This window comes from Loktanella sp. D2R18 (assembly GCF_003318235.1).
In the GTDB taxonomy this organism is placed as follows: Bacteria; Pseudomonadota; Alphaproteobacteria; order Rhodobacterales; family Rhodobacteraceae; genus Yoonia.
In genome coordinates this window covers 1-15,793 of record NZ_QOCG01000011.1, presented here as the reverse complement: position 1 = coordinate 15,793, position 15,793 = coordinate 1, and the positions used below count along the sequence as shown (strand labels likewise).

At 53.5% G+C, this 15,793-nt stretch carries 20 protein-coding genes; 1 reads left to right on the top strand and 19 read right to left on the bottom strand.

The features are described 5' to 3' along the window. Window positions 1–101: 101 nt before the first annotated feature. From DS901_RS06720 to DS901_RS06675, 10 genes are all read right to left on the bottom strand, one after another. Complete coding sequence (locus tag DS901_RS06720; RefSeq protein ID WP_113776176.1) at window positions 102–2,399, bottom strand: glycosyltransferase; 2,298 nt, start codon at window positions 2,397–2,399, stop codon at window positions 102–104. 618 nt (window positions 2,400–3,017) lie between these two features. After that, on the bottom strand, window positions 3,018–3,191 hold the full coding sequence (locus tag DS901_RS18700; RefSeq protein ID WP_181820800.1) for a hypothetical protein: 174 nt from the start codon (window positions 3,189–3,191) through the stop codon (window positions 3,018–3,020). A 161-nt stretch (window positions 3,192–3,352) separates the two neighbouring features. Continuing rightward, window positions 3,353–3,592 carry a hypothetical protein gene (locus tag DS901_RS06710; RefSeq protein ID WP_113776174.1) on the bottom strand — a complete coding sequence of 80 codons (240 nt, stop codon included), beginning with the start codon at window positions 3,590–3,592 and terminating at the stop codon, window positions 3,353–3,355. Beyond that, window positions 3,592–4,083: a lysozyme gene (locus DS901_RS06705; protein WP_113776173.1), complete on the bottom strand. Its 492-nt coding sequence runs from the start codon at window positions 4,081–4,083 to the stop codon at window positions 3,592–3,594. Before DS901_RS06705 ends, DS901_RS06710 begins: the two co-directional genes overlap by 1 nt. Next, window positions 4,080–4,295 carry a DUF7940 domain-containing protein gene (locus DS901_RS06700; RefSeq protein WP_113776172.1) on the bottom strand — a complete coding sequence of 72 codons (216 nt, stop codon included), beginning with the start codon at window positions 4,293–4,295 and terminating at the stop codon, window positions 4,080–4,082. Before DS901_RS06700 ends, DS901_RS06705 begins: the two co-directional genes overlap by 4 nt. A 30-nt stretch (window positions 4,296–4,325) precedes the next feature. Further along, complete coding sequence (locus DS901_RS06695) at window positions 4,326–4,550, bottom strand: hypothetical protein (RefSeq protein WP_113776171.1); 225 nt, start codon at window positions 4,548–4,550, stop codon at window positions 4,326–4,328. Next, a complete protein-coding gene (locus DS901_RS06690) occupies window positions 4,550–5,038 on the bottom strand; it encodes a hypothetical protein (protein ID WP_113776170.1) in 489 nt (162 codons plus the stop codon). The genes DS901_RS06695 and DS901_RS06690 overlap by 1 nt, the downstream gene beginning before the upstream one ends. Continuing rightward, on the bottom strand, window positions 5,038–5,742 hold the full coding sequence (locus DS901_RS06685; protein WP_113776169.1) for a hypothetical protein: 705 nt from the start codon (window positions 5,740–5,742) through the stop codon (window positions 5,038–5,040). Before DS901_RS06685 ends, DS901_RS06690 begins: the two co-directional genes overlap by 1 nt. Further along, window positions 5,742–6,632: a hypothetical protein gene (locus DS901_RS06680; protein ID WP_113776168.1), complete on the bottom strand. Its 891-nt coding sequence runs from the start codon at window positions 6,630–6,632 to the stop codon at window positions 5,742–5,744. Before DS901_RS06680 ends, DS901_RS06685 begins: the two co-directional genes overlap by 1 nt. Before the next feature lie 4 nt (window positions 6,633–6,636). Further along, window positions 6,637–9,825 (bottom strand): hypothetical protein, encoded by a 3,189-nt coding sequence (locus DS901_RS06675; RefSeq protein WP_113776167.1) that lies wholly within the window; start codon window positions 9,823–9,825, stop codon window positions 6,637–6,639. A gap of 400 nt (window positions 9,826–10,225) precedes the next feature. On the opposite strand from DS901_RS06675, the gene DS901_RS06670 reads away from it, so the two are divergent. Then, on the top strand, window positions 10,226–12,448 hold the full coding sequence (locus tag DS901_RS06670; RefSeq protein ID WP_181820799.1) for a hybrid sensor histidine kinase/response regulator: 2,223 nt from the start codon (window positions 10,226–10,228) through the stop codon (window positions 12,446–12,448). Between the two features lie 40 nt (window positions 12,449–12,488). Here DS901_RS06670 and DS901_RS18695 read toward each other — a convergent pair whose 3' ends face one another. The 9 genes from DS901_RS18695 to DS901_RS06625 form a co-directional block, all read right to left on the bottom strand. Then, on the bottom strand, window positions 12,489–12,641 hold the full coding sequence (locus DS901_RS18695; RefSeq protein WP_181820798.1) for a hypothetical protein: 153 nt from the start codon (window positions 12,639–12,641) through the stop codon (window positions 12,489–12,491). Between the two features lie 146 nt (window positions 12,642–12,787). Further along, window positions 12,788–13,177: a hypothetical protein gene (locus DS901_RS06660; RefSeq protein WP_113776164.1), complete on the bottom strand. Its 390-nt coding sequence runs from the start codon at window positions 13,175–13,177 to the stop codon at window positions 12,788–12,790. After that, window positions 13,174–13,614, bottom strand: a complete 441-nt coding sequence (locus DS901_RS06655) for a phage tail tube protein (RefSeq protein ID WP_113776163.1) — start codon at window positions 13,612–13,614, stop codon at window positions 13,174–13,176. Before DS901_RS06655 ends, DS901_RS06660 begins: the two co-directional genes overlap by 4 nt. Before the next feature lie 9 nt (window positions 13,615–13,623). Continuing rightward, window positions 13,624–14,010: a DUF3168 domain-containing protein gene (locus DS901_RS06650; RefSeq protein WP_113776162.1), complete on the bottom strand. Its 387-nt coding sequence runs from the start codon at window positions 14,008–14,010 to the stop codon at window positions 13,624–13,626. 5 nt (window positions 14,011–14,015) lie between these two features. Continuing rightward, window positions 14,016–14,471 carry an HK97 gp10 family phage protein gene (locus DS901_RS06645; protein ID WP_113776161.1) on the bottom strand — a complete coding sequence of 152 codons (456 nt, stop codon included), beginning with the start codon at window positions 14,469–14,471 and terminating at the stop codon, window positions 14,016–14,018. Then, window positions 14,458–14,805: a phage head closure protein gene (locus DS901_RS06640; protein WP_113776160.1), complete on the bottom strand. Its 348-nt coding sequence runs from the start codon at window positions 14,803–14,805 to the stop codon at window positions 14,458–14,460. Before DS901_RS06640 ends, DS901_RS06645 begins: the two co-directional genes overlap by 14 nt. Beyond that, the gene (locus tag DS901_RS06635; protein WP_113776159.1) at window positions 14,802–15,092 is read right to left on the bottom strand and encodes a head-tail connector protein; all 291 of its coding nucleotides are present in this window, start codon (window positions 15,090–15,092) and stop codon (window positions 14,802–14,804) included. Before DS901_RS06635 ends, DS901_RS06640 begins: the two co-directional genes overlap by 4 nt. A 1-nt stretch (window position 15,093) precedes the next feature. Next, window positions 15,094–15,477, bottom strand: a complete 384-nt coding sequence (locus DS901_RS06630; RefSeq protein ID WP_147249873.1) for a hypothetical protein — start codon at window positions 15,475–15,477, stop codon at window positions 15,094–15,096. 84 nt (window positions 15,478–15,561) lie between these two features. Beyond that, window positions 15,562–15,793: phage major capsid family protein (locus DS901_RS06625; RefSeq protein ID WP_181820797.1), on the bottom strand; the 232-nt coding region annotated here is incomplete at its 5' end.

The window sequence follows — 15,793 nt, the reverse complement described above, 5'->3', positions numbered from 1 at the left end:
GGAGCTTAAGTATAATTCGAATTCGACCTCAGCTCCCCACGACCCTCCCAGCGGATTGCCTCGAAGCGCAAGAGCTGGACGCCCACCTTGTATTCACTGCGTCATAACAGCTTTCTTACCGGCAACAAAAATACAGATTTACTGTCACGGAAAAAAGCTTTTGGATCGCGTTTTAGCTTCTCAAATTTCGCTGAGCGACGACTTGTATTAGTGGTAGCCTGCGTCACTTTAGCCCGCTCCGGAAGCTGTGCGGTCGCCGATTTTTGTGCTACGGGTTTCGATGTTGCGGGTTTTTTGTTTTTTTGTACAATATCAAGCTTATAGCGCTCAAAAAGAGGCGCACTTTTGGATATAGGCAGCCAATACTCTTTCTTATATTTACACAGTTCACGTCCCATCAATTTCAAGTCATAGAAATCAATGCTTGTAGTTCGGTTGCGCAAAGAGCCATCTAACTCTCTGTATTCTTTCAACTGTGGTTGGCCAAAGCTATAAAACGTCTCGGTCAAGTATGATATAAAGCGTAACATCGCATTGCGATCAACGTTATATCCGTCAAGAACTATACGTTTGACGTCCTCCGCAGGAATATCACCAACCGCTTTGTTGACACCATCAATCTGATAGAATGCATCACCGAAAACATAACATGGTTTCTCCATCATCATCGCATACAGGCCAACCCCAGAGTTAATCAAAGCAGTCGCATCACAAAGCTCTAGCAGATCCATAAAGTGAGTGTCCTGAGGGACATATTGGGCATGGTGCAACTCAGGTGTCACGACTTCAAGCGGGTGCTTTTTACAAAGGACAACCCACCCCATGCTTTTTAGAATAGCCGAAACTTCATCGATTTTGGAGAGGAACTTTGTACAGCTGCCCGCAGCACCTGCCATATAGGTTGTCACAGTGTCGCTTGGTCTCTGCAACGGTACAAAAAGAACTTTCTTTCCGCCAAGCTTGAGCTGTTCGGCAAGAGCCTCTGCACCGATCCGCATGCCTTGTTGTTCGAGAGCCGCGTCGGATGAAAGAACTTCGTTGATATATGTATCCGCGTTCTTTTTTTCACTTTCACTCAACGGATGATCCCAGTGTTCTGGATCATAGCTGCTCGAGTCCGCGTTGCACCCATTGGGATCCAAAAACCAGCTATCAGGCAATGCGCCACGCTCAAATGATAGATATGGGAACCCTGTCGCTCGGCACCAATCATAAAGAGACTTACGAAGTGTGTTTCCGTACGGGTTTGGAAAAACAATGCGCTTAATAGAATGATGATCCATGAAAGCTTTAACTTTTTTTGGATTTAGGTCCTTCTCCGTATCAAGAAAGTCGCTTTCACTCATATAGATTGGATTGCCTAGGCTGGGTATTATCTCGCGCACGCAACGTGCGACATTTGTCCCGACCTGCGCCAAAATCAAAACATTTCCTGCCGGCGTTTCACTTGGGAGTAATGCCGTGGGATGATTTCCTGTGCGATCAAACTCTTTCAACAACTCAGGGCCCATTCCCCTCGCATCTTTCATTTTTTGCGTGTTATAAAAGCTCAAAGTCTTGGGGCGCGGGTGCCATAGATGAACTACAAATAAATTACTGAGCATGGCTGGCCGTCCGAGCAAAGCAAGACGAGACCGAAACCCGTTATATGTTGCCGTATCCCAAGTCTTAGCATCCTTCTGAAATACGTCTGGCTTGGGCAAACGACCTTCCTCCTCAAGAAGTCGATGAAGAAGTTCAAAATCTTCAAATCCATGCCCTTTGAATGCGGGATTGTGTCCCCCAATCGAGAGATAGTGATAACGATCGACGACCATTACGGAAGAGCATGGCGCCATGTTTTGGATACTGTCGGTATCACCCATTAACCAACGCAGATAAAATTCCTGAAACCGATTATCATCATTTGTCTCTTGAAATTCTTGCGTGCCCGTTTCGGTCAGATAGAGTGCGGGAATGACAAAGAACCGCTTTTTGTAATCCGAGATACCGTACGTTTTCATAAATGATAATAGGCGCGGCCAAAAATCGTCTGGGACGCGCCAATCAATATCAAAAAAGGTCACCGCTCGACCAGAAGCTTTACACGCTCCAAAATCGCGTGCAGCGCCGATAGAAAACGTCTGCCCTGCAGTATCATGATAATGGTAGGCCACGCCGGTTTTCTGACAGATATTACGGCATTTTTCTTGCGCGTCATCGACCGAGCCAGAATCAACCACAATGAATTCCATGTCATCCAATTTCGGGAACTGACTGCACAATGCTTCTAAACGAGGCAAGTACCATTCCGCGACGCCTTCATCCCTGAATGGCACTATTATAGAAAGCTTGATCTGACTATTTGCTTCATTTTTTGAGACTATCAGATTGTTACCTTTTGTATTTTTTTTATTCATGATCTGTCTCACATTATTTGTTTTTAGTTGCAGCAATGGAATTGGTCCGTGAAAGTTTTTGTCGTGGGATTGCACACTATATATTTAAAGAATCATTGGCCCACAGCGGTGACAGAAGAGCCCATGACAGATATCTGACGCTAGCTTGGCCAGTTGAAGTGTATGCTCCCAACAAGGTATGCTAACCGTAGAAGGTTGATCGTGTCTAAATGGCAAACTACCCTGTTTCGGGTTCCCTCAAGATATGTCGTTTGGTTGCGAAAACTGGCTCACTTTATTTGACCCAAGTAGCGCTTCAAAGGCACAACCTAAGTGTGTAATTACTAAATGACATACTGCTAATTGGATTGCAACTCACGCGCCAAGGGTTTTCCAGCCATCGATCATGTTACGAATATCGATGCACTTGTGACGCTTCAGAAAAGTCGTCGAAACTTAAGTAACGTTGCATTTTCAGGGGTTTTCCAAAGCAATCGTTCCACGATTTTCTGGAGGTTTTAGCAAGCGAGACGTTGCCTAAGCAGCGACATCATCAAGTGGCTCGCCATAAGTGTGAGTTTGGGTCACGTCAATCACCATTTTGGTTGAGGGCTGTTATACACCAAATCAATGAAACCGCTATCGCGCTACGTCGCCCTGCCCTTTTGGGCGCGGTCGTGCCGACATTCCGCGCGTCAACCATGCGTGCAATTCATCGATCAGCGCCAACATGATGACTGCAAATGTAATGTAGCCAAGCGTGCAAATCGCGAGATGTAACCAGTGGCCAAGCAACGACAGAAATTCAAACATCAAGATCCGCGCACTCGCGCTCCCAACTGGTGTTTGTTTTGAAATCGCGACGCAGGTTCCAGGGCGCATTTGCAGCCCGCCAATCCAGTTCCTCTTGGGTAAATCGCCGCGGCTCTTCGATGTCGCAGAAGTCTGCAGCACCGTCTGGCACCAGGACCGGTTTAGGGGCGCAGCCAGTGATCAGGGACAGCGATAAGATCAGTATCAGGCATTTGGTCAACGGCATGGTCAGACCCTTTATCATCCAGGATTGTTTGCAGCCGCCCGCCGCATGCGGAGAGCTGAAGTTGAAGGCTGACTACGTCCTGTTGCAGGGCGACCCGGTCAGCGCGCAGAACGCCTGCATATCCCAGTGATGCCACCGCCACGGCCGCGAGACCGCCCGTCAGATATCCCAACATCAGGACGCATCCAACGCATCAAGGCACATTACGCGCTCAGCACCCCGGCGGTTGGATAGCCCGCGAATGACTTGCCCGCCTGCCCGGTTCCAGCGCGGCAGCTCACGGCAGGCCCCATCAAGATCTCCCGCGTTTGCTTTGCGCACCAGCGTGGATCCACACGCAGCCCCCGCGCCGACGTTGTAAGTCCAAGAGACAAAGGCGATCTTGGCATTCACCGGAATGCTGTCTTCATCGGTCAGGCAGGCATCCAGCTGGCGTTCAAAATCCAAGATCCCATCGGCCAGCATCGCGTCGCATTCCGCTTGGGTGTAGCGATCGCCCTGCCCCACGCCGCGCGTCTCACCGCTGCAGACAGTCCAGACCTGGCCAAAGTGATCCCAATAGGCGGTGGTCTCGCTGCCCTCCCAGCCGCCGATGAAGTTTATGGCCAGCGCCAGTGCTGCTGCGGATCCGGCGATGCCGCCGGCAGCCTTGCTACGGGCGCTCATTGGTCTGTCTCCAGCTTAGGCTGCGCCAGCAACCGTACAACCGCACCGCAGGCAACCGCGATGATCGACAGCACGGTCATCACCCCATCGCTGGGCTGCATGTCTGGGGCCAAGGCACCGATCACCTCGGGTGCAGCCTCAAGTAAAATCAGGGCGTATAACGCCCACATAGACCACGCGCCCAGGGCGGTGGCCTTCCAATCATTGATCATTCCGATCACTCCAATGTTAAGTAAAAGGCGCTATTTGTCGGCTTTGTTATCAAGCTTGTCTTCGACCCGCTGCAGACCATCCTTGATCTCGCGGAACCCGTCTTTAATCTCTTTGAAGCCGTCTTTCACGACCTCGCGGTCACGTTTCTGCAGCGCCTCGATCACAGAAACGCGGCCTCTGAGATGGAAGAACGCACCGGCCATCGCGACCGCCGTTGCGCACCAGGCCAGCACGTCTTTGAGATCAACATCCATCAGCCCTGCCCACCAATCCCAAACAGCGCATCAACCTGCGCGTCGGTGTAATTCAGGTGGTCTTGCAGCAGCAGGATCAGCGGTGCCGTCCGGCGGACTGTTGTGACGTCGCTCCATTCCATTTGCGCATCCGCTTTTTGATCATCGGTCAAACCGTCAAGTGCGGTCATCACCAAGGCAGGCCAGTCGCCGCGCGCAGCTGCAATCGCCTCGGTGTTTGTAAGCAGCCCCGCGTCGCGGCAAGCGATGCATAAGGCACGACGTGTAATCGTTGTCGCGTCGCGCAATGCGGCGAGCATAGCGTCAGGCCCATCAGGGACAGGTCCAATGTAGGGCGTGGCCAGAACGCTCAGATCGGTGAACAACGCTTTTCCGTGTGCATTCGTGTCCGATAAGGATGCCGTAAAAGGCACCCAACCCAAACTAGGGTGGTTCACTTCGCAGTCAATTCCGCCGTGCGCGTTGTAAGCAGCGTTTCGAACTTCCATCACAAAATCCTTAAATACAGTGTTGTTTTAGAACGTCGTGTCAACGTTTCCGTAAACGACCCCATCGCTTGCCACGTGCCAGACATCGCAGGCAGTGCGTGGCATATGCCAGCGTCAGCGTTCGTGTCAGGATTATCTGACCCTGTGCTTACGCCATTATTATTCCGGATACCTGCCGGGTACAGCCCCGAACCTGCGTAAGTAGACCCTGCAACAATGGTGTCAGCCGTCGCGACAGGGTTCGTCAGAAACGCGTATGTTCCGACTGCCCCGAAGTCCTGCCCTGCGATGAGGTCGCCGATGTCTGACCAAGCAGCCATCCCTGCCGATGAATTGAAAAGCAACTGCCCGGCTGCCCCAGCTATCTCTGGCAACGTGTATGCAGCTAAGGCCGTTGTCAGGTTCGCGCTGTAGACTTGCGCTTCAAGTGTTGCGCGCGCGGTTGTCGCGTCTGGATCGTCAAGCAACGTCTTCGCAAAAGGCGTTGTATCCCCAACCAAGCCCTGCAAATCCGCGACCGCATCAACAAGTGTTTCAGCCCCAGCAAGCGCCGCATTCATCCACTCCAGATTGGCATTGATGCCAGGAATAATATCTGACGCCATATGCTCAAACACATAGGTCGCATCGGCGTGGAAGTTGGCCTCATCAGAGACATCCGGGATCCGTCCCGCATCAAAGTTGGCAATGGTTGTACTGGGCATTAGCTGACCCCCTGTGTTGTGATTTCAAACATAAAATGATTGGGCATGTTGGCAGGCAGCTCCCAATCGGTGATGAACCCGTAATTGATGAACTGCTCCCAACCATCCGTCGCGAAGGTCACCACCCGCACCCCGTCAACACTGTCCAAGAACTGCGCTTTGGCCCCGAAGCCCGCGCGATCCGCGACAATCGCATAGGTCACATCACGCGCAATCGCGCGGCGGGTCACGGTCACATCCCCAAAATCATTGGTATCGATTTTGGTGAAGGTGCGCCGGCGCAGCTTGGTCGCCCCATCCATGATCGAAGTGCCGATGCTGATCACGCGCCCAACAACAAGGCTGCCCAAGGCTGGTGATCCACCGTTGATGGTCAGGCGGATCGTGGATCCCGCAAACCCAGAGAGCCCCGTCAGAACAAGGCGATCCGTGCTGGCGTAAAAGACTGTGTTCAGCCAATCCCACCAGTTGTTTGCGGGTTCGGCCCCCGTGACAATCGTGGCCGCAGTCGTGGTCGTCACCCCGGTGATGATCTCAACCGTTGTTTCCGACGTCTCCAGCCCAAACAAAGCAAGTGCCGTAAAGCGTTCAGAGGCCGTGACCTCGATGATCAGCGGGCCTTCCCCCACTGTCTGCGTCGACAATGATGCATCCATGAACTTGCGGATGTTGGTGGCACCGCGCAGCACCCAGCGCACGCCCGTCAGCTCTTGTTCTTCTAAAGATGGATCAAGCCCTGTATTCCCATCAATCGCTGAGACATAGACCAGACCATCCTGCATCACCGGGTTGCCGAAGTTATAAGTCGTGGCCGCATCCCAAACAGCGGCGTCGTCTTCGGCTTCGCTGACACTGGTCAGCGCATAGTCTACGGGTTTGATAATGTTCATCTACTTATCCAAAGCTGCTTTGCACGTTACTGTCGCTGGCGGCATTGGATTGCTTCACCAGTTCCTTTTGCATCGCCGCCAACAAGGCCGACTGCCTGCGCAGTTCTTCGTTTTGCGTGTTAATCAGGTCTTGCGTGATTGCGCCTTGGTTCGCCGCCTCATAGGCGATCTTGGCATCAAAGGCGGTGGCATAGCCGGATCCATCCAGCTGATAGGCACCGCGCATTTCCAAGGCGGCAGTTTCCAAGGCATTGGCCGCATCCGTGACGCTATCAAAGACCGGCGCCAGCTGGATCAGGCTCGCGGCAAGATCGAGATCACCACCCTGCATCGCCGTTTCCACCATCTCGCGGAAGGCCGCGTTGGTATCAGGCACAAAGTTCACGCCGAGATCCGCGAGTGCCTCGGTCAGCCGCGCAGAGGCATTGGCCAGCTTTTCCTCATCGGTATAGAACTGGTCGTAATAGGCTGCAGATGCGGTGGTGAAGTTTTCTAAGGATTCAAACAGATCAGAGAATTCCGTCGCTGCTTGCGCCCCGGCAATTGAGATATCATAGGCGCTAAAGCCCAAGTCGCGGAACACATCATTGACCGTGACCAGCGATGAACTCAACCGCATCAATTCATCATAGGCCCCGTCAACGCTGTTGCTGACCTCATCCACGCTATTTCTGAGGTTGGCAAGAAAGCCCTCACCGATATTCTCCGCAATCGTCGTGCCGAGATCAGACAAACCCCCAGACCCGAACACACCGTCGCGGATCTGATCGATCAGTGAGGTGCCGACTGCTTCCGCTTCGTCTTGGGTATTCCAGCCCAGCACGATGGCGGCCATCTCATCGCCAAGCCCTTCCAGCGCCTCGGTGAACGCGGCCTCTTTGGCGGCATCATCTAAGCCTTTGAGCGAGACCTTGAACTTATGGGTAAACCCGTCAAACACATCGCTGGAGATCCCCAGCGCTGCGGTGGCCGCAACCACGCCCTCTTGTACCGAAAGCACCGCCTGATTGATTGTATCGCTCTCGGCCGCTGACAGTGCGCTGTACTTATAACTGGTCTTCTTTGAGAGGCCCCAGAACTTGCTTTTCTGGATCTTCTCAAAGCTCTCATACATGGCGTCTTCCATGTTGATCGTCGCGCGGATGCCGCTATCCAGCAATGTGGTTTTGGTCTTAAAGAACGACACCGCAGCCGCTGCGATCCCGATGATGGGCAGCGCGGCACCAATGCTGGACATCAGACCCGCACCGCCACCAATACTGCTGAACAAACCGCCAATGCCGCCGCCTGCCCCGAACGTGCCGGCTAATGTGTTGCCAAGGCCGCCGAGCAAACCGCTGCCGCCTGCAAGGCCGCTAAAGCCAGCAGCCAATCCACTGCCCCCAGTAAACGCGCCTAAGATACCACCAGATCCGCCCATGCTGCCCATTAGGCCAGAGAGCAGCCCGCCAGAGCCACCCAAAGCAGAGCTCACACCGCCCGTGGCCGCATTGGCGACACTCCCACTGGTCGAAAGCCCGAGGCCAATCATAATGGTGTTCTTGGTTGCAGCTGAGATCAGATCCGACAGCAGCTGTTTGAAGGTATCTTTGATACCCGACGCAAAGCTCTTAAAATCCTTAAATCCATTGGCGACAAAATCACCAAAGGCCGCAGCCACCCTGTCCCAGGCGGATGACAGCTGCCCTGACAGCGTATCGGCAAGGCTTTCCGCCTCAGACCCCGCACCGCCCGCAGCCGTTTCAACATCCTCTAAACGCTCTGAGAGAGCACCCGCCTCTGTGCCGGTGTCGGCAATGGCTTCGCCCGCCGCGACCGTGGCCGCCCGCATTGCCGCGATGCTGGCGAGCGGTGCAATCATCGCCTCCTTTGTGGCGGTCATCGTCGCGGATGCGGCATCCGCAAGCGCTTGGGCTTCATTGGCCGCCAAGGTTAATTCTTGGGTAATCACACCAGAGGCACCGCGGATGTTCGTGCCAAACAGATCGTTCAGCCCTTCGGCAACGGTCCAGGTGAACTCGACAAAGCTATAGGCCATCGATCCAATGGCGCGTGTAAACCACGCATTCATCGCAGCTCCGCCAGCCTGGACCGCTTGGGGAATGAGACTGAACCCTTTGCCGATGCGGTCAAACACCTCAACGGCCACATTCTTCATCAGCCCCAGGGCATTGCCAAACCCGCCCACGCTTTCCACCAAGCGACTAAACCGCAGCACCAGCTCGCCCGCGACAACAATCAATGCGCCAATGCCGGTGCGGATCAGTGCCGTGCGCAGCGCCACTAGCGCACCGGAGAAGGAAAAGGTCACGACCTTCGCCGCAACAAGGGCTCCAACATAATAGGTGCCAAAGGCAGTGACCGCGACGCCCGCATAGACAGCCAGCCGGTCGAGGTTATTGATGAGCGCATCGGTTACACCGCGCAAAAGCCCACCTTCTTGCATTGATGCCACGAAGCCATTGGCCAGCGCTTCAAGGGATGGGGCCACTTGCACGGCAATGCGGTTTGCCATTCCTGTGAACGCGGTGCCCACTTGGGCAATCGCAAGGCTGGTTTTACGCAGTGACGCAATCGCGTCTTGATCCAAGATAACGCCCAGTGAAGCGGCACTCTCGCCAAAGCCATCCATCGCAGCCGCATTGTCACGCAGCAGCGGTAAAAGCCGCGTGCTATCCCCCGCCATGGCCTCCATGTAGAAAGTCATCTCCGCTTGGGACAGGTTCGCCTGTTCCAAGCTGCTCACAAACAGCTGCAGCCCTTGCGCGCCCGACAGATCGCGAAACGAGGCAGCGGTGACCCCAACCCGTGGCGCGATGTTCTCAAAGAAATCCGCCATGGGCCCGCCGCCGGTCGCGGCAAAATCCCCCACCCGGTCATTCATATCCTTCAAAATATCCGACAGCTTGTCCTGCTCGATCCCAACCGTGCGCGCGCCGGCCGCCCAGCGTTGAAACACCTCTGGCGTCGTATTGGCCACTCTGGCGAAGTTATCGATTTCTTGCGCGTTGGCAGCGACGCCGACCGTCAGACCAGCCAGGGCCGTCGCCGTCGTTGCCGCAACCGCAGAGATCGCCATGAACTGCTTGCGCATTTGCCGCAGCGGCGCATCCATGCGCTTGGCACCACGCTCAAACTGCGCGCTATCCAAGCCCAAATTAACCCGCAGGCTACCAATCACCGATGATGACATTGTAAAAACTCCAGTTTGAATGAGGCCTGCGCACGGCTATGGGCGCGAGCGGGAGGCCGTCGCGGGGTGGGAAGGATGGGGCTTGGTTATCTAATGCTGCTGGCCGATATGAAAACTGAGATAAGCATCATATCTGCACAGCTAACAGCGCCGCCTATCGTACTGTAATTATTCATCTCTACTTTAGAGTTTCGCCGGTGCATCCTTCACAGTGCACCTTAGGACAAATCGAGCGCCAATATCATATTCTCTGCCGTAAGTGCTGACTAATACACCGAACAACTTACACCAATTAGTTGCATCAACTACACTTTGGTAATGATATGGTGGTTTAACAGCCGGGATTCCCCCTCCCATGCCCTTACACCGTGCTAGCCGTTTAGAAGTCAGGAGATTCCGTGTGAAAAAGAACATAGTAATCATACTTATAGTTTCCGCAGCGATCTACGCGAGCATCGCCATGACGACGCGACTGACGGACAAAATGGCTTATGACACATTGACCGAAAGGTCGGAAGCCAGTGCACGTACTTGGGTAAGCCATTTTTCTTCTCAAATTGGTGGCTTTAGTGAAATAATTCTCAACGAAGCGGCAACAGACGAACAAGTTAGAGTACTGAATGACGCACAAAGGTTTGTAGACGTATTTAGGTTCAAAATCTTCGACGCTGAAGGTTATCTCATCCTATTGTCAGACAACGTGAATGACGCAAATGCAACGTTTCTCATAGATGACGAAACGAACGAAACAGCCCTAGATGTGATCCAAACAGGAATACAAGTGACTAAGATCAATGATGGCAGGGCACTTGAGAATAGACCGAATTGGTACGCTGAAACGTACTTTCCTCTAATTGATGACGGAACTGTAATTGGGGTCGCTGAGGTGTATGTGGATGTATCCGACGCACACCAAACCATCTTCGACGCGTTCAGGTCCTTGTTGAAGTCTTTAGTCTTCATTCTACTGCTTTCAGCATTGGTTCCGATCGCCATAATTTTGTGGTTTATACGTCACTTACAACTCTCCAACCTGCGGCTGGAAGAAGCCCGCTTAGCGGCTACTAGTGCAGCCAAAGCTAAAAGTAGCTTTTTGGCCAATATGAGCCATGAAATCCGCACACCTATGAACGGTGTTGTAGGCATGGCAGCACTGCTGAGCGAAACCGACTTAACCAAAGAACAAAAATCGCTGACTGACACGATCACTCAATCTGCGCGCGCTTTGCTTGTCATAATAAATGATGTTTTGGATTTTTCGAAGATAGATTCTGGACATATCAGGATTTCAAAAAACTCGTTCAACATTCACACTTGTGTTCAGGATGCAGCGGTCCTGTTGGCTCCAGCTGCAGAAGGAAAGAACCTAGAGCTATGCGTGGACATCGGTGACAACGTGCCAATTTGGGTTGAAGGAGACGACGCCCGCTTGCGGCAGTGTTTGTTGAACCTTATCGGTAACGCCGTAAAGTTCACACCGTCGGGGTATGTCGAAATCAAAGTGGCGATAGATGGATCAGACAACATACTGTTTTCGGTCAAGGACACTGGCATCGGCATTCCACCCGATAAAGTAGACAAGGTATTTGCTGATTTTGAACAAGTCGAAAGCAGTGAAACCCGCGAAATCGAAGGTACCGGCCTTGGGCTTGCAATCACACGCAAATTAATCTCGTTGATGGGTGGGGAGATCAAATTTGAAAGCGAACCTGATGTTGGCACTGAGTTTTTCTTTTCGCTCCCGCTTGCTGCAATAGAGCCCCCAATTTCCGAGTCGTGCACAGAAACCGTCGATCTTACGGGCAAGCATGCTCTCGTCGTTGATGACCTCGAAGTAAATCGGCGCATCCTTACAGAACGGTTGGAGAGCCTTGGCATGACCTCTCAAGCGGCAAATTCATATGGTGGTGCGCTCGACATTATTTCGAAACGACCTGCCGACAAGCCTTTCGATATTGCAATTTTAGATCATCATATGCCGATCCGTTCAGGCGTGGATTTGGCAGAGGCAATACGCAAAGATGCTTCTACATCAAGTCTACCGATTATATTTCTGTCTTCTGGCAATCTAGAAGACCTAAAAGGCAGAGCTGATCAGTTGGGAATTAGCATATTAGTGAATAAGCCAATCAAAACAACCGATCTGGTTGACGCAATTAATACAGCAACTACGCACGCAATATCGCCTCCGGAGGCCGGCAACCTATTAAGTAAAGAAATCGACGCAGCACAGCATTTTAAACTTCGCGTGGCTGTAGCCGAGGACAATGTTATTAACCGCATGCTCATGGAGAAAATGGTTGGGCCTTTGGTTGACGAAATCGTGTTTTGGGAGAATGGTCAGATTGCGGTTTCATCAATTGATCAATGGTCGCCAGATATCGTATTTATGGACGTTTCGATGCCTGTATTAGATGGGCTATCGGCAACCCGCGCAATCAGAGAACAAGAGCGACAACATGGCAAGCCGAAAACCCCGATCATAGCCCTTACAGCGAATGCCATGGCAGAAGATCGAGAGAAATGTCTCGCTGCGGGAATGACAGGATATTTGTCAAAGCCCGTCCAGAAAGCTGAATTCATTGACCTATTGGCTGCTCATTCTAATTTGGACAGCGGATAGGTCTAACGTCTACTTTCGAAATCATTGATTGCTCCCCCCCTCACGCCCCATTCTGCAACGCCCATAATATCATCGCACCACGCGCCTTTGCCTGCTGCAGCTCATCGGACGCAGGCTGCGGTTTGGCGCTGACCGGCTTGTACCCCGGCATTTTCTTGGGATCATGCTGCGCAAAGGTGAGCAGGTTGGCCAATTCGTAATTCCGGATGCGCGCCGCCTCATGATCGCGAGCATCGCGCGCCCGCACGCCTGAGATGACGCGCAGAATCTCTGCTGGCGTGAGATCCCAAAACAGGCGGTAGTCCTGGCGCGCATCGATCCACGCGCCAAGAAGATTATCTATGTCGTCGGCTTTTTCGGCGTGGTCTTCGGCTTCGTTTGGGGCTTGGCGGTTTTCACCGCTGTGCCGTTTCCCACTGTCTCAGTTTCGGGTTGCGGGAACGCCAGGCTCACAGCTTCGGTAAAGGCCGCGAGTGCCGCCGGCAGCCCAACCGCGTCCATGACATCGCCCGCATCTTCAACTGTGATGGCTTTGTCATGGGCAAGTGCTGTCCAGATTACCGCGCGTGCTGTGCGGAAGTCATCTTGGTTGGCCTGGATCGCCGCGAGACCCTCTTGGAATGACTGCCCCATCATATCTTTATAAGCGATCAAAGCATTGGTTGTGATCCGAAAGAGATAATCCACGCCATCAACCGTCAGCGTCACGCCGCCGCGTTTGCTGTTCATGGTGCCGCCGTGCCTTTGACCCAAGTCACATTGCCGGTCGTGCGGATGCTGACGGTCATGCCAACCAGGTCGCCCACATCATTGCCCTCAACCGAAGGCGTTGGAAAGCCACGGAATGTGAACACATCGCCCGTTGTTTGCGACGGCTGCGGTTTGAGCGTGCAGCGATAATAAATCGCGCCTTCTGCCGTTTGATCCGCAAGCTGCTGTTCATACCCGGCAGCCGTATAACCCGCCGGCACGCTGATCACGCCAGCATCCTTGAGGCCTTTGGTGTATTCTTTAAACCCGCCGATACTGTCGAGCGATGTCGCTTCTTTGTAATCGGTTTCTGTCGATGGGATCGCCAGCCCTTTGCATTCAGGGATTTTGGTGAATGCAACGCCGTCTGTCGCGCGCTCTACGGTCGCACCATATGCAATAATCTGTTCGCTCATAAGAGCCTCCTAAGTTGTTGTGAACTGGACCAGAAAGTCCATTGAGGTGCGGTAGGGCCGTACCGCATCATTTGATCCGCCCTCACGGCTGTCCCGCGATCCCGCGAGAAAGACGCCTTGGAACGCGCCGTGCTGATAGCCGCTCAACAGCGACCGCACAGCGCGCGACAATTGTTTTGCAGCACCGTAGCTGTCCGCGTAGCAATCGACCTGCACACGCGCCTGCGCGATGCCGTTTGGGCCTTGCAATGTGTAGCCTTCGTTGTCGCTGATGGTATTCAGCACGACGGCTGGGAATGGCTGGCCTTGCGGGTGCGCGCCGAAGTTCACGCGGGCCCCGGCATGACTGGACACCCCGCTGTCAGCCAACAGCAGCGCCCGTAAGTCTTCTTCCATATCGGTTATTCCTTGGCGGCTTTGCGCTTTGCGCGCTGTAGGGATTTGTCAAATTCATCCCAGAGATGGCGCCCAAGCCGATCCAATGTGGGCTGCGCCTCTTGATCCCATGCTGGGCGCGCGAACGGCTGCGCGCCGTGGTGCACGTTGCCAAATTCTTGGTTCCATGCGGCTGGATCAGGCCCCGGCCCCACAAACATCTCGACGGCAGCCCGGTCATCGCGGAACATCTTGCGGTGCAATCCCGCCTGACGCTTTGACAGCTTGCTGCCAATGGCAATTGAATCGGCCAAATCATCCGACGCCGTGTCACCACGCGGCGCGAGGTCCTGCATCAGATCCTTCATTGGCGTCGCTGCTTTCTTCAAGGACCGCCGCAAAACACTTTTGCCAGCTGCCTTGCTGAGTTTTTCCAACTCACGCTCAAGCTCTTTGAGGCCTGCGATCTTAACCGTTGCCATTGCTCACCTCCGCACCGGCTGTGATTTCCAAACGGTAATTCCGCCCGATTTCTTTGATCCCGAAGATCGCAAAGGTCACACCATTGTAGGTCAGCGCATCCTTTGCCGTCAGATCGCGGGTGAAGGCTGATGAGCACACAACAAACCGCGCAGTGAGCGATGCGGATACCGCGCCCGCGCTCATGCGTTCGCCATCAGAGACATCCGTCTTGCTGGCCCAAATCAGATCTCCATGATCCGCAAACTGCTCTACTTTCTGGAACCCATCATCGTTCAGCACAGCACGCACAAACTGCACGCGGCGATCTAATTTGCCTGCATGATGATCATTCATGACAGACACCGCAGACCAGACAGTAAACCTTTCACACCAGGTAGCATCCCTGCCCCACCATCCGTTGTTGGTGCGCGGTGTTCATACCAATGGCATGTCAGCATCCGCACCGCTTGATCCGCCTCAAATGGCCACCCGCTTGGAAACTCCGTATCGAGATCGCGCCGCAAATACCGCACCACATGGGCTTGCGCCGCCGACAGATAGCCTGCAATCAACGTGTCTTCGTCATCATGATCCACCCGCAAGTGAGCCTTGATCCCGGCAAGGTCGACGGCGCTGGCCATCTTATTTACCGCCCCTTGCAGCGCTGTCTTTTGCTTCAGCCTTTTGGGCGGCAGCCTTTTCTTCGGCAGCTTTCACGGCAGCAGCCATGTCAGCAACGGCCTTTTCTTCTACCGCTTTCACAGCGGCAGCAATGTCCGCAATCGCCTTTTCTTCAGCAGACTTTACTGCTGCAGCGGTGTCGGCAGCAACCTTCGCAGCTTCAGCAGCAGCCTTTTTCTCTAGCGACGCCAGTTCTTTCTTGCTGGTCTCGACGGTAAACCCGCGCGCAATCATTTGATCAACGTCACGCTTTTGGAGCACGTTCTTTTCATCAACCTCATAAATCAAACCAGCGCGATAAACGCCCGATCCGCAGGATTGGCTGCGCTTCATTTTGATAAGCATCTGGATATTCCAATTCAGAAAATGTCTTTCATGGTTGGGCGACACCACGCCGCCCAACCACCTCACATCAAATGCGCAAGCCTCTTAGAAGGTGAAGTCGCCAGTCACCAAAGACGCAGGGCGCGTCACGGCCAAGGCCACGCTCTTGGTCGACTTGACCGTCACCATGCCCTGAATGAAGTTGGTGCCATGTTCCGTTGAGGCCAGAATTTCGTTTTCCTGACGGTCATAAAGCTTGGCAGCCATATACATTGCACCAACAAGCCATTCGCCAGAGGTCATCGAATTACCCTCGATCACAGGCAAGCGCCAAAGC

Excerpts from the sequence above, each read along its gene's own strand:
- DS901_RS06720 (WP_113776176.1), bottom strand. The coding sequence starts at position 2,399 with ATGAATAAAAAAAATACAAAAGGTAACAATCTGATAGTCTCAAAAAAT.
- DS901_RS18700 (WP_181820800.1), bottom strand. The coding sequence starts at position 3,191 with ATGTTTGAATTTCTGTCGTTGCTTGGCCACTGGTTACATCTCGCGATT.
- DS901_RS06710 (WP_113776174.1), bottom strand. The coding sequence starts at position 3,592 with ATGTTGGGATATCTGACGGGCGGTCTCGCGGCCGTGGCGGTGGCATCA.
- DS901_RS06705 (WP_113776173.1), bottom strand. The coding sequence starts at position 4,083 with ATGAGCGCCCGTAGCAAGGCTGCCGGCGGCATCGCCGGATCCGCAGCA.
- DS901_RS06700 (WP_113776172.1), bottom strand. The coding sequence starts at position 4,295 with ATGATCAATGATTGGAAGGCCACCGCCCTGGGCGCGTGGTCTATGTGG.
- DS901_RS06695 (WP_113776171.1), bottom strand. The coding sequence starts at position 4,550 with ATGGATGTTGATCTCAAAGACGTGCTGGCCTGGTGCGCAACGGCGGTC.
- DS901_RS06690 (WP_113776170.1), bottom strand. The coding sequence starts at position 5,038 with ATGGAAGTTCGAAACGCTGCTTACAACGCGCACGGCGGAATTGACTGC.
- DS901_RS06685 (WP_113776169.1), bottom strand. The coding sequence starts at position 5,742 with ATGCCCAGTACAACCATTGCCAACTTTGATGCGGGACGGATCCCGGAT.
- DS901_RS06680 (WP_113776168.1), bottom strand. The coding sequence starts at position 6,632 with ATGAACATTATCAAACCCGTAGACTATGCGCTGACCAGTGTCAGCGAA.
- DS901_RS06675 (WP_113776167.1), bottom strand. The coding sequence starts at position 9,825 with ATGTCATCATCGGTGATTGGTAGCCTGCGGGTTAATTTGGGCTTGGAT.
- DS901_RS06660 (WP_113776164.1), bottom strand. The coding sequence starts at position 13,177 with ATGAACAGCAAACGCGGCGGCGTGACGCTGACGGTTGATGGCGTGGAT.
- DS901_RS06655 (WP_113776163.1), bottom strand. The coding sequence starts at position 13,614 with ATGAGCGAACAGATTATTGCATATGGTGCGACCGTAGAGCGCGCGACA.
- DS901_RS06650 (WP_113776162.1), bottom strand. The coding sequence starts at position 14,010 with ATGGAAGAAGACTTACGGGCGCTGCTGTTGGCTGACAGCGGGGTGTCC.
- DS901_RS06645 (WP_113776161.1), bottom strand. The coding sequence starts at position 14,471 with ATGGCAACGGTTAAGATCGCAGGCCTCAAAGAGCTTGAGCGTGAGTTG.
- DS901_RS06640 (WP_113776160.1), bottom strand. The coding sequence starts at position 14,805 with ATGAATGATCATCATGCAGGCAAATTAGATCGCCGCGTGCAGTTTGTG.
- DS901_RS06635 (WP_113776159.1), bottom strand. The coding sequence starts at position 15,092 with ATGGCCAGCGCCGTCGACCTTGCCGGGATCAAGGCTCACTTGCGGGTG.
- DS901_RS06630 (WP_147249873.1), bottom strand. The coding sequence starts at position 15,477 with ATGCTTATCAAAATGAAGCGCAGCCAATCCTGCGGATCGGGCGTTTAT.